We start from the raw sequence: 19,314 nt of genomic DNA, 5'->3' as shown, positions 1-19,314 counted from the left end.
GATTGCAAGCAGGACAGCGGTATATGCTTCGTAACCTGTTGATTGGCTTGGTGGTACTCATATCGGCCCCGGCGCTCGCCCACACCTATGTGGCGCGGGTGGACGAGGCCGTCTGGCATTTGGACCCCTCGCCCTTAAAATGCCGGCTGTGGCAGGCGGTACCGAACTACGGCGATGCGGTGTTCGAAGTGGCGGCCGGCGAGAGCCTGCGCTTTTATATGGACCTGTACCGGCCGGTGAGCAAAGCCGGTGAGGCCCGTATGCTGATCGAAGCCCCGGAATGGCGGGGCGATCTGTCCCCCAAAGCCATTGGCACCACCGCCTTCAAGCAGGGGCGGCGCCCTATAGAGCTGGCGGAGGAGGTGGCCAGTGAACTGCTGGCGGAGCTCCAGGTGGGCATGACCCCGTCTTTCGTCCATCCCGGCTGGTACGGTAAACACAATATCTCGGTGGGCGTGTCGGCAGTTAATTTCCAGAGCGCGTACCTGGGCTACGTATCCTGTGTGGCGGGGCTCTATCCGGCGGGCTTTGGCGAGCTGCAGCAATCCTACCTGCATTTTGAAACCAACAAGTATGGCATCCGCGGTGCCCTGAAAGAGCGTCTGGACCTGATTGCCGGCTACGTGGCCATCGACACCAGCGTCAAGAAAATCTACATTGACGGTCACACCGACAGTCGCGGCCGCCGGGGCCACAACTGGGAGCTGTCACGGCTGCGGGCCAAGGCGGTGCAGGATTACCTGGAGGAAAAGGGGGTGTTCCCCGATATGATCGAAATGCGCTACCACGGCGAAGGCAGCCCCGCCAAGAAAAACACCAACCAGACCAACATGGCCTTCAACCGCCGGGTTTTGGTGCGGCTGCGACGCTAGCAACGCACCGGGCCCGGCATTAGCAAATTCCCCCCGCTATCAGGTATAATTCGCGCCTTTCTCACTCTCCATCACACACAGTCCTGAAGGTTTAAGGGTTTTCGCATGTCTGACATCAAAAAGGTGGTTCTGGCCTATTCCGGCGGCTTGGATACGTCCGTTATCGTAAAGTGGCTTCAAGAAAGCTATCAGTGTGAAGTGGTCACCTTCACCGCCGACCTGGGGCAGGGCGAAGAGGTGGAACCGGCCCGCGCCAAGGCGAAGGCCATGGGCATCAACGAAATCTACATTGAAGACCTGCGGGAAGAGTTCGTGCGGGATTTCGTGTTCCCCATGTTCCGGGCCAACACCATCTACGAAGGCGAATACCTGCTGGGCACGTCTATTGCCCGCCCCCTGATCGCCAAGCGCCTGGTGGAGATCGCTGAGGAAACCGGCGCCGACGCCATTTCCCATGGTGCCACCGGCAAGGGCAACGACCAGGTGCGGTTCGAACTGGGTGCCTACGCCCTGACCCCCGGTATCAAGGTCATCGCCCCCTGGCGGGAGTGGAATCTTACCTCCCGTGAGACCCTGATGGCCTATGCCGAGCAGCACAATATCCCGGTGGACTTCTCCAAAGCGGGCAAGAAATCCCCCTATTCCATGGACGCCAATCTGCTGCATATCTCCTACGAAGGTGGCATTCTGGAAGATCCCTGGGCGGAGCCGGAAGAAGATATGTGGCGCTGGTCCGTGAGCCCGGAAGCCGCGCCGGACCAGCCCACCTACATTGAGCTGACCTATGAGCACGGCGATATCGTGGCCATCGACGGCGAGCGTCTGGCGGCCCATGAGGTGCTGGAAAAACTGAACAAGCTGGGCGGTGCCAATGGCATCGGCCGATTGGACATCGTGGAAAACCGCTATGTGGGCATGAAATCCCGTGGCGCCTACGAGACCCCCGGAGGCACCATCATGCTGCGGGCTCACCGGGCCATCGAATCCATTACCCTGGACCGGGAAGTGGCTCACCTGAAAGACAGCCTCATGCCCAAGTACGCCGAGCTGATTTACAACGGCTACTGGTGGAGTCCTGAGCGCAAGATGATGCAAACCATGATCGATGAATCCCAGGCAGTGGTGAACGGCGTGGTGCGGGTCAAGCTCTATAAAGGCAACGTCAGCGTGGTGGGGCGCAAGTCTGACCAGACCCTGTTCGACGATAAAATTGCCACCTTTGAGGATGATGCCGGTGCGTATGACCAGAAGGATGCGGCCGGCTTCATCAAGCTGAATGCCCTGCGTCTGCGCATTGCTGCCAACAAGGGCCGCAAGCTGAAATAGCCGCGGCCGATCCTTCCAGGCACATCCCCTGCAAGGTGAATGGAAAGCCCTGTCCGCTCCGGCCAGGGCTTTTTTGTGCTTTTCTCACTGCCTCCCCCCCAATCTCTATCTATACTGGAAGCCATAGCCGACGAAATTCTTCAATTAAAATCAGTGACCTGTAAGTAAACACCATGACTAAACAACAGCCGCTCGTCATTGTCTGCGATCCGGAAGACAGCAATATCGCCTACTACACCGAAGTGATCGAAGCCATGGGTGCCCGCTGTGTGGCCACGTCCGTGGGTGGCAATGTGGTGAATCTGGTGGAAAGCCACCAGCCGGCCCTGGTGATCCTGGATTCCCAGCTGGAAGAGCCTGACGGTTACCAGACCCTGAACCTGCTCAAGTCGGGCAAGAAAACCCGGCCGATACCGGTGTTATTGGTGGTGAGCAACCTGTCGGAACGCAAGATGTGCCTGTACGAGGCCATGGTTGACCTGGTGACGGTGTTGAGCAAACCCGTCAATGAGCGTCAGCTGCAACGTTACCTGCAGCACTATCTGGCACAGTATGCCGTGCGGGCGGAAATCGAAGCCCTCTACAGTGAGGAAAAGGCCGATCCTATCGGCAGTCAGGAGGAGGGCATTCTGGCACTGGATGCCAAAGGCCAGATTGTGTTTGCCAATTTCGCCGCGGAGCAATTGCTGAAAGCCAACTCAATGGCCCTGAGCGGTGTCTATCTGGAAAGCCTGTTCGAGGAGGGTTGCACCCAGGCCAGGTCGCGCTGGAGCGAGCACCCGGTGGCCCGGGTCACCGGTGAAGATCAGATTCTGCAGGTGGACAAATCCATTCTCTGGCGCCGGGACGGCGAGTCCATCTCCGCCAAGTTTGCGGCCATACCGTTCAAATCCAACCACGGCGTCACCCTGTTGTTTGCCTTCAAACAGCTGAAGGATACCCGCGAGTCCAAGGACAAGCTGGCCAAACTGTCCCAGGTGGACCACCTGACCAATCTGCCCACCCGCGCCTTCATTGAGGAACACATCGACCGCACGGTACTCAAGGCCGGCATCACCGGCTATTACTTTGCGGTGCTGTCGGTGGACCTGGATCATTTCCGCCACATCAACGAGTCCCTGGGCCATGACCGGGGGGATACGCTACTGAAAGCGGTGGCGGACCGTATCCATGCCCTGGTGCGGCGGGATGATCAACTGGCGCGCCTGGAAGGGGATGAATTCGTGTTGGTGCTCAGCCACATTGACTCGCCGGAAAACGCCGGCATGGTGGCCAACAAAGTGATCGAGCGCATTCGTGAGCCTTTCCTGCTGGATGGCCATGAGGTGTTCACCGGCTGCTCCATCGGGGTGAGCGTGTACCCCAATTGTGGGGACGATGCCACCACCCTGATGAAAAACGCAGAAGCCGCCCTGGCCCGGGCCAAAGCCGTGGGGCGCAACCACTACCAGTACTACACGGTGGAAATGAACAAGTTGCGGGTGGAACAGATGCAACTGGAATACGAGCTGCATCTGGCCCTGGAACAGAAACAGTGGCGCATCCAGTACCTGCCGGTGACCAGTCGTGACCAGGCCGACGTGGTGGCCTGCGAGGTACGCCTCAGTTGGTTGCATCCACACAAGGGCGAGCTGGCGTTGGAGGCCTTTCTGCAACAGGCGGAAGAGGCGGGGCTGGCGCCCACCCTGTTCCGCTGGCTGTGGCAGCAGGCGTTGGCGCGGTTTGATCGCCTGCCCGACGACAGCAAGTCCAAAGTGCGGCTGATTCTGCCCATCTCACCGGCCATCCTGCTGCAGGAAGGCGGCGTGGACTGGGTGATCAATGCCATTGCTGAAGTGGGACTCGGCTCCCATCAAATTTACATCGAGTTGCCGGAGAGCTATTACAGCGTGCGTCACCAGCAGCATAGTGAGGTATTGAACGAGCTGTGCCGCAACGGCTTCAACCTGATTCTGGACAGCTTTGGTACCGGCTATGCGCCGCTAAATCGCCTGAAGGAAGTGCCCTATACCCTGGTGAAGTTAAGTGAATCCTTCGTGGCCGCTTGCGAGTTGGCCAAGACCGATCAGGCCATCATCAAAGGCGTGGTGGACATGGTGCATCAGTTGGGCATCCAGGTGTTGGCCACGTCGGTGGATCGGGATGCCCAACAGGGGTTTCTGCAATCCGTTGGCTGTGACTGGTTGAGCGGTGATGCCATCGACCGGGAGCTGGAGCGTACTCCCCAGAAGCTGGATGAAATGGGGATCTTTGTGTTCCCGGGATGAGCCTGCGGCATCCGCCAGCGGCGTTATGGTAGACTCCATGCTCTGGCTTTTCGCACCTGCTATCTGCACCCGAGATTTCACCAAGGAGCTTACCATGCGTTTACTGCATACCATGATTCGAGTGGGCGACCTGGATCGCGCCATCGCTTTCTATACCGAAGTGCTGGGCATGAATTTGCTGCGCCGCAAGGACTACCCGGATGGCCGTTTTACCCTGGCATTCGTCGGTTATGGTGAAGAAAGTGATCAGGCCTGCATCGAATTGACTCACAACTGGGATACGGATCACTACGATCTGGGTAATGGATACGGGCATATCGCCCTGGAAGTGGACGATGTCTATCAGGCCTGTGAACAGATCCGCGCCCGCGGTGGGGTGATAACCCGGGAGCCCGGCCCCATGAAGCACGGCAGCACCATCCTGGCTTTCGTCAAAGATCCCGATGGTTACGCCATCGAGCTGCTGGGTCGAAAATCCTGATCACCGCTGCCGCTCTGCGTTCCCGTCCCGCCTCATGATTGTCCGGCTCATTCAGAACCTCCTGTCCCGGCAAGATCCGCAACAGGCCCATACGCTGCTCACCCGCATGGTGGTGAGCGGCATTCTGCTGTTTGTGAATCTGGTGCTGGCCGGGTTTTATGGTGTGCTGGGGGCCACGGTGGTGTATCTGGTGGTGGAGTGGGGCGGCTTCTCCACCACCTGGGTAATGGCGCCCATTGCGGTGGCCCTGTTGGTGGGGTTGCGCAAAGGGCTGTTGGCCATTCAGGACTATTGGCAAGGCTACGGCCACTGAATACACCGAGGTCGCGTACCTTTTCCACAATTAATAATGCTAATGTAAATGATTATCATTTGACATCAATCTTTCCTGAGCGTATTTTGGTCACCTCAATCCGGAATATCTGCCCGTTCCTTGGGATTCCGGTGTATTTCATGCGTTTTGGGGGCTGGTTAGATGAAGAATGCCAATCGGATTCTCCAAATTGGACTTGGGGCTGTTCTGGCCGGTCAGGGATTGACCTGCGTATATGCAGATGAGGTGTCTGAAGAGACTTCGGTGTTGAAAACGGTGACGGTTACCGGGGAGAAGGTGGACCGTTCGCTGCAGGAGACCACTTCCTCGGTCACCGTGATACCGGAAGAAAAGATCGAGGGCGTGCAGTACCGGACCATCAGTGAGGTGGTGTCGGAAGTCAGCAATGTGGTGGTTACTTCGGGTTCGGTACCGGACATTCGTGGCGTCAGCGGCAACGGCTCCGCCGGCGGCTTCAATTCCATATCCGGTGGTGCCAATCCCCGGGTCTCCACCTTGGTGGACGGGGTGGCAGAACCCTTTGTGGCGGACCTGACCGGTGACTCCGGGCTTTGGGATATCCGCCAGATCGAATTGTTCCGCGGGCCACAGTCCACCAGCAATGGTCGCAACAGCATCGGTGGCTCCATCATCATCACCACCCAGGATCCAACCTTCGACTGGCAGGCTGCCGGGCGTGTGGGCTACCGCAATCAGGAGCAGTTCGTTGATACCTCGGCCATGGTGTCCGGCCCCATTGTGGAAGACACTCTGGCATTCCGCATCACGGCCCAGCGCACCGACGGCGAAACCCTCACCAGCGAGGAACAGTTCGATACCAATCCTGCCGATTATGATCTGAATGAAGTGCTGACGGAGCGGGTGCGGGCCAAGCTGCTGTGGACCCCTACGGACCAGCTCAAGACCCTGTTGACCTACTCCAGCAATAACGAATCCGGGGACACCGGGCGGGTCTATTACGCGGCGGATGATCCCTGGGATTACCAGCGTATCTATTTCCGCGATATTGATACCGACGCCGACACCACCAGCCTCAAGGTGAATTATGAGGTCAGTGACAGTCTGTCCTTTGAAGTGCTGGGGGCGTATGTGGACTACCAGTGGGGCTTTGAGTCCTATGAGCCTTCGTCAGCGGCGGAGCAGCAACTGGTGTTTGATGAAGAGGACCAGACCCTGGATGTGAAAATCAATATGGGTAACCAGCAGGGTGTTGTGTACGGGTTTCTGGGGCTGGCGTATTTCGAGCGCAGCCAGGACTTTGAGAGCACCGGCGCCTTTGCTTACTTCGGCGATGATGAAAGCGATTCCGAAGCCCTCTATGGGGAGCTGACCTACGCGGTGACCGACGCTTTTCGTGTGGTGGCCGGGGGCCGTGTGCAGCGGGAATCCCAGGTGCGGAACTTCAATTACAACAACGGCCAGATCATCTCGGTGCTGGATGAAGAGGAAACCATCAGCCTGCCCAAACTGGCGCTGCTGTATGACGTCACCGCCAGCACCACCCTGGGCCTGAGTGCGCGTAAAGGTTACAACTCCCCCGGTGGTGCACTCAACTTCGCCGCGGGCCAATACTATTATTTTGACGAAGAAACCGTGGACACCTATGAAGCCACCCTGCGCAGTCAGTTGAGCGCCGACACCTACCTCAGCGCCAATCTGTTCTTTAACGAATATGAGGGCTACCAGGCGCTGAGTTCCAGCCGCTATATCACCAATATGGATGAAGTGGTGACCTACGGTGCGGAACTGGAAGCGGTGACCCGGTTGGGTGGCAGCCTGGATGTGACTGCTGGCCTGGGCCTGTTGCGTACGGAGATCAAGGATGCCGGTGCAGGCTTTGCTGATGCCACCGGTAATGAACTCAACTCGGCGCCGGAGATCACAGCGAACCTGGGTGCCAAGTATTGGCTCAATGACGCCTTCAATGTGGGTGCGGCCGCCAACTATGTGGATGAGTATTTTGGTGACTTCGAAAACACCGAGGAGCGCATTGCCGGCAACTACACGCTGGTGAATTTCACCGCCAACTATGAAGTGGAAAACTGGCTGGTGTCTGCGTTCGTCAACAATGCCTTCGACAAACGAGCCTTTACTCTGCGTGAGCCTCCCGGGGGCCGCTATCCCGCCGGTTATGTGGCCATTGTGGAACCGCGCAACGTAGGGCTTTCCATCACCTATTTCCTTTAACGCCTGACGGGAGGGATTCCATGGTTCTTCTGGCCGCCATGCTGCTGGTAACCGGCAGCAGTTGCATCTACCTGAGTTCGCCCAAGCAGCTCTGGTGTCGTCAGCCGCTGCCCGCGTTCGGTCGATATCTGGGGAGTGTGTTGCTGATGGGCAGTTTCATCCTGCTGTGGTTGCCCTATCAGCCGGTGGTGGCGGTGGCCGTGTGGCTTACCGGCACCATGTGTGCGCTGGTGGTTCTACCGTATTCAGGCGCTGCCTTGCAGCTGCGCAGGAGGCGGACCCATGGTTAACCCCCGTTCGGATTCACGGCAGGGCTTCCAGTCCGGCTGGCTTGGTCAGGGGCTGGCGGGCTTGATACTGGGGTTCACTCTGGCGCTTGGGTTCAGCAAGCTGTTCATGTTAATGACCCCGGAGATGGTGCAGACCGCTCGGGTACAGTTGGCGATGTGGATGGTGATGCCGGTATGGTTAACGGTGTTTGCCATCAGCTTTCTTTGGCGCCGGGCTGTGCATGCCTGGGTGTGGTTAGCGCTGCTTAATCTGGCGGTTTTCGGATTGGCCGCGATTTAACCCTGGCCGAGATTTAGTACGGGACTGTAGAGAGGTAAGTCTCATGGTGTTGCAACGGGCACGGCTCAATCAATGGGCGCGGTTGTATAAGGGGGTCCATACCTGGACCGGAATTGTGGCGGGCATGGCGTTGTTCATCGCGTTCTACGCCGGCGCACTCACGGTATTCAAAGCGCCTCTCGAACGCTGGGCCTCGCCCCCGGCGAACACCTCGGCCTGGGTGGATGTGGCGGATACCCAGGCTTTGATCCAGCAAACCCTGGCTCAGGATCCTACGGTGGCAGACGAATTCTTTATTCACCTACACCCACTGGAGCACCGCCCGGCAGCCATGGCATGGATGGTGGCGGCTGAAGGTGCCGACGAACACGACCAGCTTGCCCAGGTGCACTATCAATCCTTCTTTGATGGCGACGGTGAGCTGGTGATCGAGCAGGCTTCGCCTTCGCCGCTGGCGGAGTTTCTGGATGTGTTGCATCGGGTGGTGGGATTGCCTTTCGATACGGAATACACCCGCTGGGTGATGGGGATCTTTGCGGTGCTGTACGCGCTGGCATTGTTTTCGGGCCTGGTGGTGGTGTTGCCCACGTTCGCCAAGGATATCCTCTCCTTCCGGTTAGGCAAGAATCGCAAGCGCATGTGGTTGGATGCCCATAATGTGGTGGGCATTGTCAGCTTGCCATTTCATGTGATTATTGCGTTAACGGCCGTGGGCTTCGCCTTCCATGATGGCATTTACATGGCACAGGACAAAGTGGTGCACGACGGCACCTTGATCCAGTCCTTTCGTTCCGGGTTGCCGGCACCGGACCCGTCGCCCAAGGAGCCGGCCGACTTACTGCCCCCCGCGAAGATTCTGGCCCAGGTCGAGGCGCTGGCGCCGGAGTTTGAACCCACCATGCTGCAATACCTGAGGGTGACCAGCCCCATGCCGGCGGTGCGGGTATGGGGGAACGATCAGCAGGGTATGGGGGCTCGAGCCTGGGGCAGCTTTGCCATCTTGCACCCTTACTCCGGTGAGGTCTTGAATACGGATTACCTGCCATCCCATCAGGCGGCTGCCTTCACTGCCATCAACACGATCTTCTCCCTTCACTTTGTCACCTTTGGGGGCACCTTGGAGAAATGGATCTATTTCATTCTGGCGCTGGCCGGCGCTTGGTTGTTTTATACAGGCAACCTGTTGTGGGTGGAAAGCCGGCGCCGCAGCCAGAAACCCAGACAGCCGCTGCCGGTTCAACGCGGTAACGCGCGTTGGCTGGCCAGTGCTACGGTGGGTGTGTGCCTGGGGGCTGTGTGTGGCATGTCGGCCACCATTGCCGCCACCAAGTGGATGCACGGCTGGGTGGACAATCTGCTGCTTGGCCATCAACTGGTGTACTACGTGACGTTTTTCCTTGCCATTGCCTGGGCGTTCACGGTGGGCGCTGCCAGGGCTTCTGTGCAATTGCTCTGGGTGGCCGCAGCATTGACGCTCAGTATTGCCGCCAGTTCGTTGCTGGGCTGGGCCGGATGGGTGCCTGCCTGGTGGAGCCACGGCAGCGTGGCGGCGCTGGGGGTGGATGCGATGGCAGTGATGGGCGCAGCGTGTTTTGGGCTGATGGCCATGAGCACAGCCAAGCGGGTTTACAGCGGGAGCGCAGACAGCGTCTGGACAGTTGAGGCCCCTGCCGTCACAGCCACTGATTGAGCCACACTCCGATCTGGCGAATCTCGGTGATACAGACTTCATGTCCCATGGGATAGTGGTTCCAGTCCACGCTATAACCCTGTTCCTGCAGCCAGGTATAGGCCGCGCGGGCGGCGCGTTCGGTTACCATGTCGTCATAGTCGCCATGGACAATGTGAATGGGCAAATCCTGATTGGGGATTCGCGCTTCCGCCGCCAGGGTATCCGGATTGGGTAAATAGGTGGACAGCGCTATCAGGCCGGCCAGTCGTTGATGAAACTGCAGAGCTGTGTGATAGGCGACGGCGCCGCCCTGGGAGAAGCCGATCAACACGATGCGGTGGGCGGGAATGCCCAGGTCCAACTGCTCCTGAATCAGCTGGTTGATGGCCGCTTGCGCCTGGCGCAGGTGATCCAGGTTGATCTCCCGGATTTCGGTGAGGGCCAGGATATCGTACCAGGCGGGCATCACATAACCGCCGTTACAGGTCACCGGAATGTCCGGCGCATGGGGGAAAATAAATCGAACCGCCAGCCCCGCTTTCAGTTTCAGGTGCGGTACCACCGGTACAAAGTCATGACCACTGGCTCCCAAGCCATGCAACCAGATGACGCAGGCATCGGCGGGTGTGGTGGGCTCAACAATTTCCCTGCGCAGCGGCGTGGCAAACACCTGGCGTTATCCTTGGGCTTTGAACTGGCGTTTGTAGGCTTCTTTCTCGTCCAGAGTGATTTGGCGGGCTTCTTCCTCCAGCATCACCGGAATGCCGTCACGAACGGGATAGGCCAGGTTGCCGGCCAGACTGATCAATTCGTCTTTTTCAGAGTCGTATTCCAGTTTGGCCTTGGTGACCGGGCAAACCAGGATTTCCAGAAGTCTGGTGTCAAACATAGCGGCCTCACTCGTATTCCGTTTTATCTTTGTATTCGCACAGGTCTTCAATGATGCAGGCACCGCAACGGGGTTTGCGGGCGGTGCAGACATAGCGGCCGTGCAATATCAGCCAGTGATGGGCATCCAGCAGGAATTCCCTGGGCACATTGCGCAGCAGCTTTTTTTCCACTTCCAGCACGGTTTTACCGGGCGCGATTTTGGTTCGATTGGACACCCGAAAGATGTGGGTGTCAACCGCCATGGCCGGTTGACCAAAGGCCGTGTTCAAGACCACGTTCGCGGTTTTACGGCCTACCCCGGGCAGCGACTCCAGGGCCTTGCGCTCGCCGGGCACTTCGCCATCGTACTCATCCATCAGTATTTTGCAGGTCTTGATGACGTTTTCTGCCTTGCTGTTGAAGAGGCCGATGGTCTTGATGTAGGGCGTGAGCCCCTTGACGCCCAGCCGGTAGATGGCGGCTGGGGTATTGGCCACCGGATAGAGCTTGGCGGTGGCCTTGTTGACGCTCACATCGGTGGCCTGGGCCGACAGAATCACCGCGATCAGCAGCTCGAAGGTACTGCTGTACTCCAGCTCTGTGGTGGGATTCGGGTTCTGGTCCCGCAGGCGGGAAAATATTTCGTACCGCTTCTCTTTGTTCATGCTGCCGGTTACTGGTTCATGACTACTGCAGGTGTTCAGGCGATATTGCCGGTGGTCCGCACCCGTTTGCTGCCCACGGTGGATTTGTCTTTCCTGGCCTTGGCGGCGGCTTCCATGCGTGCATCAATGATGTTCTTCAGGGCCAGCAAGACGCCCAGCAGCATAAAGGCCCCCGGCGGCAGAATGGCGATGAGGAAGCCCCGGTAGTCTGCAATCAGCTCGATTTTCCAGTGCAGCGCGATGTCGCCAAACAACAGGTGCATATTCGCAAACAGCGCGCCGGTACCGATCAGCTCGCGCACGGCACCCAACAGCACCAGCACCAGGCTGAAGCCTGCGCCCATCATCAGGCCATCCCACAGGGCGGCCGGCACATTGTGCTTGCTGGCAAAGGCATCGGCCCGCCCCAGTACAATGCAGTTGGTGACGATAAGGGGGATAAAGATGCCCAGGATCAGGTACAGCTCGTAGGTGAAGGCGTTCATCAGAAATTCGATGCAGGTGGTGAAGGCCGCGATGATCATGACGAACGTGGGCAGGCGGATGGCATCGGTGGTGGCATTGCGAATCAACGACACCGCCAGGTTGGACAGGGTGAGCACACAGGTGGTGGCCAGTCCCAGGGCGAGGGCATTCACCACACTGCCGGAGACGGCCAGCAATGGGCACAGGCCCAGTACCTGAACCAGCGCCGGGTTGTTCTTCCACAATCCGTCCACGGTAATCTTCTTGTAGTCTTCTGCTGACATGTCGCTGTACCTTTGTGTCCGCTGTACCTGAGTATTCAGATTACAGAGCCGCTAATCGTGTGTACCGGGTTGCACCGCCGCCACGTCCGCCCGGGCCGGGGTGCCGTGCAGGAGTTCACTCTGGTGCTGCTGAAAATAGAGCAGAGCTTTGTGAACCGCATCCACCACCGCCCGCGGCGTAATGGTGGCCCCGGTGAACGCGTCGAACTGCCCGCCATCTTTTTTCACCCGCCACCCTTTCTCATTCAGATTGGCAAGCGATTTGCCGTTGAAGGACATGATCCAGTCGGATTTCTGCACATCAATGGCATCCCCCAGGCCCGGTGTTTCGAAATGCGGGGGAATAACCCGCACGCCGGTGATCTCACCCTGTTCGGTAATGCCCACCATCAGGTTGATGGAGCCCCCGTAGCCCTCTGGCGCCACCACCTGAAAGATGATCCCGGTGGGGTGGCCATCCCGTTTGGCCACATAGGCCTGGCGGCTGTCTGCGGTGCCCAACAGCTGGCTGGCTGGCAATTCCACCACGCTGGAGAGCAAATCGTTATCCAGGCGTTCACTGGGCATGACCTCCAACAGGCTGCGCTTCATGGCATTCTGCTTTTCCAGCGCAATCTTGTCTTTGGTCAGGTTGGCCGTGGCCACCACCAGCCCGGTGGTAATAATGGCAAACACGCCGAGGATGATGCTGTTACGGGTAACGGATTGACCAATCATACACTGCTCCTCAATCCGACTTGGCCAGCCCTTTATTGGGCTTGCGATGACCGTAGGTACGTGGCTGGGTGTAATAATCCAGGGTGGGGGCTGCCAGGTTCATCAACAGAACGCTGAACGCCACCGCATCGGGATACCCGCCCCAGGTGCGAATCACATAGGTCAGCACACCGATCAGAACCCCGTAAAGGATCTTGCCGCGATTGCTGGTGGCGGCGGTGACCGGGTCGGTGGCGATGAAAAACGCCCCCAGCATGGTGCCGCCGCTCAGCAGATGATGCAGGAAGCCCGGGTAGTTGTCGGCGTCCACGGCGGTATTGAAAAAGCCCGACAACAGGAACAACGCCAGCAGCATGCCGGCAGGAATGTGCCAGGTGATGATCTTGCGCCACAGTAAATAGGCCCCACCCAACAGAAAGCCCACGTTAACCCACTCCCAGCCGAACCCGGCAAACACCCCGTGGAGAATGGAATTGGAATCCAGCACTTCCGGCTGCCCGGCGTAGGTTTTAAAGGCATCCAGGGGCGTGGCTCCGCTGAGGGCGTCCGGGTTCATGCCCAGGAACGCCATTCCCAGGCTGTCGGGGATGCCCGGTGCGGTGACGGTATTGTCCAGGCCGGCTGCCGGTAGCCAGGTGGTCATCTCTTTGGGGAAGGAAATCAGCAGCAGCACATAACCCACCATGGCCGGGTTAAACGGATTCATACCCAGGCCGCCGTACAGGTGCTTGGCCACCACAATGGCAAACGTGGTTCCAATCAGGGTCAGCCACCAGGGGGCAGTGGGGGGAATGGCCAGGGCCAGCAGCACGGCGGTGACCACCGCGCTGTAGTCGTTGAGGTAAAAAGCCACTGGCTTGTTGCGCAGCTTCAGGATCAGGGTTTCGCAGACCAGGGCGATGCCCACTGCCAGGGCGATGTTGATGAGCGTGCCGAAACCAAAGAAATAGGTCAGCATGAACAGGCCGGGCACGGTGGCGTACAGCACCTGGCGCATGAAGCCACCGGTATTGCCCGGTTTGTGGATGTGGGGGGAGGTCACACTGAGCAGGGCCATCAGGCTTGCTCCTCTTCAATTTTTTTCAGGGCATGCTCGGCCGCTTCCAGCGCCTGTTCTGCGGCTTTTACGTTGGACTCGAGCGCGTCATCGGCACCGGCATCGCTGTCTTTGGCGGCCTGCAGGGCTTTGCTGGCTTTTTTCAGCAACACCTGCTGTTTGGCCACTTCCAGCTTGGCGGCTTTTACCGGATCAGCAGCGGCGTTCTTCGCCTGAATCTGTTCCTTTTCCCTGGCGCGGGCTTCTTTCATGGCGGCCTTTGAGGCATCGGAGCGGGCTTTCAGCTCCGTCACCCGTTGCTGTAAGGCTGCCACGTCTTCAGCACCGCTGGCTTCTGCTGCGGCCAGTGCTTTCTCGGCCTCTTTGTAGGCGGCAAAGTCTTCTGCCGAGGCCTGTTTCAGCGCGGCAAAGGGATCGTCTTTGCTAGCGGCCGCCGGCTTCGGTTTTGCGTCTGCGGTTTGGCCCTGGGCGTTTTTGGCCGTGGTAAACGCCTCTTTGGCAGCGTCCGCTTTGGCTTTCAATTGCTCCACCTTTTTCTGCAGCGCTTCCAGGTGTTCGGAGCCGTTCTTCTCCGCCGTCAGCAGGGCTTTCTGGGCCTCTTTATAGCGCTTCATGGTGGAGGCGGCAGCGGTTTGCAATTTTGCCAAAGCATCGGCCTCGTCCACTGCGCCTGCTGCAGAGGCGGGGGCGGCCTTGGCGGCCGGGGCGGCTTTTTTCTCCGCTTGCTTGGCCGCGGCGGCTTTGGCCCGCTCCTGGCGTTTGCGTTCCTTTTCCTCTTCCTCCCGGGCCAGTCGGGCCTGGCGCGCTTCAAACCGTTGCCGGGCGTGATCGGCCTTGGCCTGTTCCTGTTGCTGGGTGCGGATTTCACCCTTGGCAAAGCGATAATACTGTACCAGGGGAATATTGCTGGGGCAGACATAGGAGCAGGCGCCGCACTCAATGCAGTCCGCCAGGTTGAAATGCGCGGCCTTGTCGAACTCCTTGGTTTTGGCAAACCAGTACAACTGCTGCGGCAGCAGGTTCACCGGGCACACCTGGGCACAACTGCCACAGCGGATGCAGGGCTGCTCAGGCACCGGATCGGGGAATTCTTTGCTGTTGGGGACCAGCAGGCAGTTGGTGGTTTTCACCACCGGCACCGCCATATTGTGCACGGCGAACCCCATCATCGGGCCACCCATGATCAAACGGTGCAGGTCGGTGGCTTTGACCCCGGCCTGTTGCAGCAACCATCCCACCGGCGTTCCCATCAATACTTCGTAATTGCCTTTCTCAGCCACGCAATCGCCGGTAAGGGTGGTGATGCGCGAGATAAGCGGCTCCCCGTCCATGATGGCGCGTTTGATGGCATAGGCGGTGCCGGTGTTGTGGCACACCACACCCACGTCCGCCGGAATGCCGCCGCTGCGTACTTCCTTACCGGTCAGCAGGTGGATCAATTGCTTCTCACCACCGGAAGGGTATTTGGTGGGCACCACCACCACTTCGCACTGGGTGCCGGCGGTGGCCTTCTGCATGGCGGCGATGGCGTGGGGTTTGTTGTCCTCAATGCCAATCAGAATTTCTTCGGGCTCGATCAGCCAGGCCACGATTTGCAGTCCCTGCACGATTTCGTCAGCCCGTTCCCGCATCAGGCGATCATCCGCCGTGATGTAGGGTTCGCATTCCACCGCGTTCAGGATCAGGGTTTTGATTTTCTGATCGGGTTTGACCCCCAGCTTCACCACACTGGGAAAGCCGGCACCGCCCATACCGGCGATGCCGGCGTCACGAATGCGGTTCAATATTTCCTGCTTGCCCAGTGTTTCGTAATCGCCCACGCCCTGATGCTCGATCCACTCATCCTGACCATCGGGGGTGATCTCTACACACAGCGCGTCCATACCGGAGGGATGCTGGATGGGGCGCAGCTCGATGGCGGCGACAGTGCCGGAGGTGGGGGCGTGCACCGGCAGGCTGACAAAGCCCGCGGCTTCAGCCAGCTTTTGGCCTTTCAGGACCGGGTCGCCGACGTTGACGCAGGGCTTGGCCGGAGCACCAATGTGTTGTTGTACTGGCACCACCAGACGTTCCGGCAAACCGGCCCAGCGGATGCTGGTTTCGGAGGATTGCTTTTTGTTTTCCGGCGGATGAATGCCACCGTGAAAATCCCAGATGTGGCGGCTCATGCGATGTTCCTCACCGGGATCAATTCACCGGGGCGATTACCTATGCCTTTGGGGGCGGCCCAATGCCAGGTCTGTAACGTGGTGGCCACGGGGACCATGTCGATGCAGTCCACGGGGCAGGGTTCTACGCACAGGTCACAGCCGGTGCACTCGTCGGCGATGACCGTGTGCATTTGTTTGGCCGCACCCAGGATGGCGTCCATGGGGCAGGCCTGCAGACACTTGGTGCAACCAATGCATTCCGCTTCGCGGATCACCGCCACCATTTTGGATTCCGGGGTCTCACCGTGCTCTTCGTCCAGGGGCACAAAATCACGGCCCAACAGATCCGCCAGCGCCCGAATGGTGTCTTCGCCACCGGGTACACACTTGTTGATCTCTTCCCCGTCGGCCATGCCTTCTGCGTAAGGGCGACAACCAGGATGGCCGCACTGGCCGCATTGGGTTTGCGGCAACAACGCATCAATCTGCTCCACAATGGGATTGCCTTCCACCTTGAATTTGACGGCAGCAAAACCCAACAGGGCGCCGAAGCCCAACGCGATGGCGGTGAGGGCACCCAAGGCAGTGAAATTGTCAAAAAGAAACTCCATATACTCCCCCTAGATCTTGATCAGGCCGGAGAAGCCCATAAAGGCCAGGGACATCAGTCCGGCGGTGATCAGGCCAATGGAAGCACCTTTGAAAGGAACCGGAATGTCGGCCACTGCGATGCGCTCACGCATGGCCGCGAACAGCACCAGCACCAGGGAGAAACCCAGGGCGGCACCAAAACCGTAGAGAAAGGCGTCCATAAAACTGTCGATGCCTTTTTTCACCGTGAGCAACGCCACCCCCAGTACTGCACAGTTACTGGTGATCAGGGGCAGGAAGATCCCCAGTACGCGATACAGCAGCGGGCTGGTTTTACGCACCACCATCTCGGTGAACTGCACCGTTACCGCAATCACCAGGATGAACGAGATGGTTTTCAGGTACGCCACGTCCAGTGGCACCAGTACATAGGTGTAGGTCATGTAACTCAGCACCGACGACAGGGTCAGCACAAAGGTGGTGGCCAGGGACATGCCCATGGCGGCTTCCAGCTTGTTGGAAACCCCCATAAACGGACACAGCCCCAGGAACTGAACCAGGACAAAGTTGTTCACCAGAATGGTACTGACGAGAACCAGTAAAAATTCGGGCATGATGCTCTCTTCGTTTCGGTAGTGTTAACCGGGGCTTATTTGACCCGCATGCCGGGCACAGCGCCGCTGTCCGGGGATAACAGGAAAATGTCTTTGCCGCCGGGTCCGGCCGCCATGACCATTCCTTCGGACACGCCAAACTTCATTTTGCGCGGCGCCAGGTTGGCCACCATGATGGTGAGGCGACCTTCCAGGTCTTCCGGTTGATAGGCGGACTTAATGCCCGCAAATACGTTGCGGGTTTCTCCGCCCAGATCCAGGGTCAACTGTATCAATTTATCAGCCCCCTCTACATGACATGCGGTGACAATCTTGGCCACCCGCATGTCAATTTTCGCAAAGTCATTAAATTGGATCTGCTCGGCGATGGGGTCTTCGTCCAGAGCGCTTTGGGGTTTGGCCGCTTTGGCCTCCGCTTCCGCCTCGGTTTTGGCTTCTTCCGTCATGGCCTCAATTTGCTTCATGTCAATACGCTGCATCATGGCCTGGAACTTATTGATCTCATGCCCGTGCAGCAGGGTGTGATGGTCGTTCCACTGCAGCGGTTCGATATTGAGGAAGGCTTCCGCCTTTTCGGCCAGGCCAGGCAAGACCGGTTTCAGGTACAGGGCCAGCAGGCGAAACAGGTTGACCCCCACACTGCAACAGTCCAGTACTTCCTGCTCCTTGCCGGCCTGTTTCATCAGGGCCCAGGGCGCTTTCTCGTCGATGTACTGGTTGGCTTTATCCGCCAGGGCCATGATGTCCCGCATGGCGCGGCCGTATTCCCGTTGTTCGTAGTGGTTGGCAATGGCCGCGGCCGCCTGCTGGAATTCGTCGGTCAGGGCCGGGTTGGCATTGCCTTCGGCCAGCTTGCCCCCCAGCTTCTTCACAAAGTTGGCGGTGCGGCTGGCGATGTTCACCACCTTGTTCACCAGGTCCGCATTCACCCGTTGGGCAAAGTCTTCCAGGTTAAGGTCGATGTCATCAATGCGCCCGCTGAGCTTGGCGGCAAAGTAGTAGCGCAGGTATTCCGGGCTCAGGTGATTCAGGTACGTGGCCGCCTTGATGAAGGTGCCTCGGGATTTGGACATCTTGTTGCCGTTCACGGTGACAAAGCCGTGGGAGAAGATGGCGGTGGGGGTGCGGAAATCCGCGCCACTGAGCATGGCTGGCCAGAACAGGCCGTGAAAATTGATGATGTCTTTGCCGATGAAGTGATACAGCTCGGCGTCGGAGTCCTTGCCCCAGTAGTCGTCGAAATTGAGGTCGTCGCGGCGCTCACACAGGTTCTGGAAACTGGCCATGTAGCCGATGGGGGCGTCCAGCCAGACGTAAAAATACTTGCCGGTCTCGCCGGGGATCTCAAAGCCGAAGTAGGGTGCTTCGCGGGAGATGTCCCACTGTTGCAGGCCGGCGTCCAGCCATTCTTTCAATTTGTTGGCGATGCCTTCCTGCAGGCTGCCGGATTGGGTCCATTGCGCCAGAAAATCCTGAAACTTGGGCAGATCGAAAAACAGTTGGGTGTTTTCCTTTAAGACCGGCGCCGCCCCGGAGATGGTGGAGCGGGGGTTTTTGAGTTCCTCCGCGCCGTAGGTGGCGCCGCACTTTTCACAGTTGTCGCCATACTGGTCGTCGGCGCCGCATTTCGGGCAGGTGCCCTTCACAAAGCGGTCGGACAGGAACAGTTGTTTCTCCGGGTCGAACAGTTGGGTGATCTGGCGCGCGACGATATTGCCGCGGGCCTTGTTGCGCTCGTAGATCAGGCCCGACAGCACCCGGTTCTCTTCAGAGTGGGTGGAATAATAGTTGTCATAACGGATTTCAAAACCGGCAAAATCCCGTTCATGTTCCTGCTGCACCTGGGCAATCAGCTGTTCCGGTGTGATGCCGAGTTGCTCCGCCTTGAGCATGATGGCTGTGCCGTGGGCGTCGTCCGCGCAGACATAGATGCACTGTTCACCACGCAGCTTCTGGAATCGCACCCAGATATCGGTCTGGATGTGTTCCAGCATGTGCCCCAGGTGGATTGAGCCGTTGGCATAGGGCAGGGCACTGGTGACAAGAATTTTGCGTTGCTGTTTCTGCTCGGTCTGATTCATGAAATTGGAGGAAGTTAGCCGTTTAAAATGAGGCGGGTAATATAGCGGTTCTGGGGGCCGGATACCAGTTGGCGGGGGCTGGAATGCCGATAACCCACTATATCAGTTGGG

19 protein-coding genes are annotated in these 19,314 nt (G+C 58.6%); 9 read left to right on the top strand and 10 right to left on the bottom strand.

Going from position 1 to position 19,314, the window contains the following annotated elements; translation table 11 throughout:
• The first annotated feature begins 23 nt into the window (after positions 1 to 23).
• From D9N14_RS02140 to D9N14_RS02100, 9 genes are all read left to right on the top strand, one after another.
• On the top strand, positions 24 to 872 hold the full coding sequence (locus tag D9N14_RS02140) for a flagellar protein MotY (RefSeq protein WP_290576367.1): 849 nt from the start codon (positions 24 to 26) through the stop codon (positions 870 to 872).
• A 105-nt stretch (positions 873 to 977) separates the two neighbouring features.
• Positions 978 to 2,198: an argininosuccinate synthase gene (locus tag D9N14_RS02135; protein ID WP_290576365.1), complete on the top strand. Its 1,221-nt coding sequence runs from the start codon at positions 978 to 980 to the stop codon at positions 2,196 to 2,198.
• Between the two features lie 173 nt (positions 2,199 to 2,371).
• Positions 2,372 to 4,465 carry an EAL domain-containing protein gene (locus tag D9N14_RS02130; protein WP_290576363.1) on the top strand — a complete coding sequence of 698 codons (2,094 nt, stop codon included), beginning with the start codon at positions 2,372 to 2,374 and terminating at the stop codon, positions 4,463 to 4,465.
• A gap of 94 nt (positions 4,466 to 4,559) precedes the next feature.
• Positions 4,560 to 4,946, top strand: a complete 387-nt coding sequence (gene gloA / locus D9N14_RS02125; protein ID WP_290576361.1) for a lactoylglutathione lyase — start codon at positions 4,560 to 4,562, stop codon at positions 4,944 to 4,946.
• Between the two features lie 34 nt (positions 4,947 to 4,980).
• Entirely contained in the window at positions 4,981 to 5,259 is a 279-nt protein-coding gene (locus tag D9N14_RS02120; protein ID WP_290576359.1) for a hypothetical protein, read from the top strand.
• A gap of 246 nt (positions 5,260 to 5,505) precedes the next feature.
• Complete coding sequence (locus D9N14_RS02115) at positions 5,506 to 7,467, top strand: TonB-dependent receptor (RefSeq protein ID WP_290576357.1); 1,962 nt, start codon at positions 5,506 to 5,508, stop codon at positions 7,465 to 7,467.
• A 20-nt stretch (positions 7,468 to 7,487) separates the two neighbouring features.
• Positions 7,488 to 7,757: a hypothetical protein gene (locus tag D9N14_RS02110; protein WP_290576356.1), complete on the top strand. Its 270-nt coding sequence runs from the start codon at positions 7,488 to 7,490 to the stop codon at positions 7,755 to 7,757.
• Positions 7,750 to 8,037, top strand: coding sequence for a hypothetical protein (locus D9N14_RS02105; protein WP_290576354.1), 288 nt, complete (start codon positions 7,750 to 7,752; stop codon positions 8,035 to 8,037). Before D9N14_RS02110 ends, D9N14_RS02105 begins: the two co-directional genes overlap by 8 nt.
• A gap of 43 nt (positions 8,038 to 8,080) precedes the next feature.
• On the top strand, positions 8,081 to 9,727 hold the full coding sequence (locus D9N14_RS02100) for a PepSY-associated TM helix domain-containing protein (protein ID WP_290576352.1): 1,647 nt from the start codon (positions 8,081 to 8,083) through the stop codon (positions 9,725 to 9,727).
• Here D9N14_RS02100 and D9N14_RS02095 read toward each other — a convergent pair.
• From D9N14_RS02095 to metG, 10 genes are read right to left on the bottom strand one after another with little or no spacing between them, the layout of a single operon-like run.
• Positions 9,711 to 10,379, bottom strand: a complete 669-nt coding sequence (locus D9N14_RS02095) for an alpha/beta hydrolase (RefSeq protein ID WP_290576350.1) — start codon at positions 10,377 to 10,379, stop codon at positions 9,711 to 9,713. The two genes, D9N14_RS02100 and D9N14_RS02095, sit on opposite strands and share 17 nt — an antisense overlap.
• Positions 10,380 to 10,385: 6 nt before the next feature.
• Positions 10,386 to 10,598 carry a Trm112 family protein gene (locus D9N14_RS02090; protein ID WP_290576348.1) on the bottom strand — a complete coding sequence of 71 codons (213 nt, stop codon included), beginning with the start codon at positions 10,596 to 10,598 and terminating at the stop codon, positions 10,386 to 10,388.
• 7 nt (positions 10,599 to 10,605) lie between these two features.
• Positions 10,606 to 11,244 carry an endonuclease III gene (gene nth, locus D9N14_RS02085; RefSeq protein WP_290576345.1) on the bottom strand — a complete coding sequence of 213 codons (639 nt, stop codon included), beginning with the start codon at positions 11,242 to 11,244 and terminating at the stop codon, positions 10,606 to 10,608.
• Positions 11,245 to 11,279: 35 nt separating this feature from the next.
• Entirely contained in the window at positions 11,280 to 11,993 is a 714-nt protein-coding gene (locus tag D9N14_RS02080) for an electron transport complex subunit E (RefSeq protein WP_290576343.1), read from the bottom strand.
• A 51-nt stretch (positions 11,994 to 12,044) separates the two neighbouring features.
• Positions 12,045 to 12,710, bottom strand: coding sequence for an electron transport complex subunit RsxG (rsxG, locus tag D9N14_RS02075; protein ID WP_290576341.1), 666 nt, complete (start codon positions 12,708 to 12,710; stop codon positions 12,045 to 12,047).
• A gap of 10 nt (positions 12,711 to 12,720) precedes the next feature.
• Positions 12,721 to 13,767 carry an electron transport complex subunit RsxD gene (rsxD, locus tag D9N14_RS02070; protein WP_290576335.1) on the bottom strand — a complete coding sequence of 349 codons (1,047 nt, stop codon included), beginning with the start codon at positions 13,765 to 13,767 and terminating at the stop codon, positions 12,721 to 12,723.
• Positions 13,767 to 15,935: an electron transport complex subunit RsxC gene (rsxC, locus tag D9N14_RS02065; protein WP_290576333.1), complete on the bottom strand. Its 2,169-nt coding sequence runs from the start codon at positions 15,933 to 15,935 to the stop codon at positions 13,767 to 13,769. The genes rsxD and rsxC overlap by 1 nt, the downstream gene beginning before the upstream one ends.
• Positions 15,932 to 16,528 carry an electron transport complex subunit RsxB gene (gene rsxB, locus D9N14_RS02060; protein WP_290576331.1) on the bottom strand — a complete coding sequence of 199 codons (597 nt, stop codon included), beginning with the start codon at positions 16,526 to 16,528 and terminating at the stop codon, positions 15,932 to 15,934. The genes rsxC and rsxB overlap by 4 nt, the downstream gene beginning before the upstream one ends.
• Positions 16,529 to 16,537: 9 nt before the next feature.
• On the bottom strand, positions 16,538 to 17,122 hold the full coding sequence (gene rsxA / locus D9N14_RS02055) for an electron transport complex subunit RsxA (RefSeq protein WP_290576329.1): 585 nt from the start codon (positions 17,120 to 17,122) through the stop codon (positions 16,538 to 16,540).
• A 35-nt stretch (positions 17,123 to 17,157) separates the two neighbouring features.
• Entirely contained in the window at positions 17,158 to 19,203 is a 2,046-nt protein-coding gene (metG, locus tag D9N14_RS02050) for a methionine--tRNA ligase (protein ID WP_290576327.1), read from the bottom strand.
• Positions 19,204 to 19,314: the final 111 nt, after the last annotated feature.

The sequence above is a fragment of the Ketobacter sp. genome (assembly GCF_003671495.1).
Taxonomy (GTDB): Bacteria; Pseudomonadota; Gammaproteobacteria; order Pseudomonadales; family Ketobacteraceae; genus Ketobacter.
The sequence above is the reverse complement of the archived record's forward strand: the minus strand, read 5'-3'. Positions and strand labels throughout refer to the sequence as shown.

Excerpts from the sequence above, each read along its gene's own strand:
- D9N14_RS02140 (WP_290576367.1), top strand. The coding sequence starts at position 24 with ATGCTTCGTAACCTGTTGATTGGCTTGGTGGTACTCATATCGGCCCCG.
- D9N14_RS02135 (WP_290576365.1), top strand. The coding sequence starts at position 978 with ATGTCTGACATCAAAAAGGTGGTTCTGGCCTATTCCGGCGGCTTGGAT.
- D9N14_RS02130 (WP_290576363.1), top strand. The coding sequence starts at position 2,372 with ATGACTAAACAACAGCCGCTCGTCATTGTCTGCGATCCGGAAGACAGC.
- gloA (WP_290576361.1), top strand. The coding sequence starts at position 4,560 with ATGCGTTTACTGCATACCATGATTCGAGTGGGCGACCTGGATCGCGCC.
- D9N14_RS02120 (WP_290576359.1), top strand. The coding sequence starts at position 4,981 with ATGATTGTCCGGCTCATTCAGAACCTCCTGTCCCGGCAAGATCCGCAA.
- D9N14_RS02110 (WP_290576356.1), top strand. The coding sequence starts at position 7,488 with ATGGTTCTTCTGGCCGCCATGCTGCTGGTAACCGGCAGCAGTTGCATC.
- D9N14_RS02105 (WP_290576354.1), top strand. The coding sequence starts at position 7,750 with ATGGTTAACCCCCGTTCGGATTCACGGCAGGGCTTCCAGTCCGGCTGG.
- D9N14_RS02100 (WP_290576352.1), top strand. The coding sequence starts at position 8,081 with ATGGTGTTGCAACGGGCACGGCTCAATCAATGGGCGCGGTTGTATAAG.
- D9N14_RS02090 (WP_290576348.1), bottom strand. The coding sequence starts at position 10,598 with ATGTTTGACACCAGACTTCTGGAAATCCTGGTTTGCCCGGTCACCAAG.
- nth (WP_290576345.1), bottom strand. The coding sequence starts at position 11,244 with ATGAACAAAGAGAAGCGGTACGAAATATTTTCCCGCCTGCGGGACCAG.
- D9N14_RS02080 (WP_290576343.1), bottom strand. The coding sequence starts at position 11,993 with ATGTCAGCAGAAGACTACAAGAAGATTACCGTGGACGGATTGTGGAAG.
- rsxG (WP_290576341.1), bottom strand. The coding sequence starts at position 12,710 with ATGATTGGTCAATCCGTTACCCGTAACAGCATCATCCTCGGCGTGTTT.
- rsxD (WP_290576335.1), bottom strand. The coding sequence starts at position 13,767 with ATGGCCCTGCTCAGTGTGACCTCCCCCCACATCCACAAACCGGGCAAT.
- rsxC (WP_290576333.1), bottom strand. The coding sequence starts at position 15,935 with ATGAGCCGCCACATCTGGGATTTTCACGGTGGCATTCATCCGCCGGAA.
- rsxB (WP_290576331.1), bottom strand. The coding sequence starts at position 16,528 with ATGGAGTTTCTTTTTGACAATTTCACTGCCTTGGGTGCCCTCACCGCC.
- rsxA (WP_290576329.1), bottom strand. The coding sequence starts at position 17,122 with ATGCCCGAATTTTTACTGGTTCTCGTCAGTACCATTCTGGTGAACAAC.
- metG (WP_290576327.1), bottom strand. The coding sequence starts at position 19,203 with ATGAATCAGACCGAGCAGAAACAGCAACGCAAAATTCTTGTCACCAGT.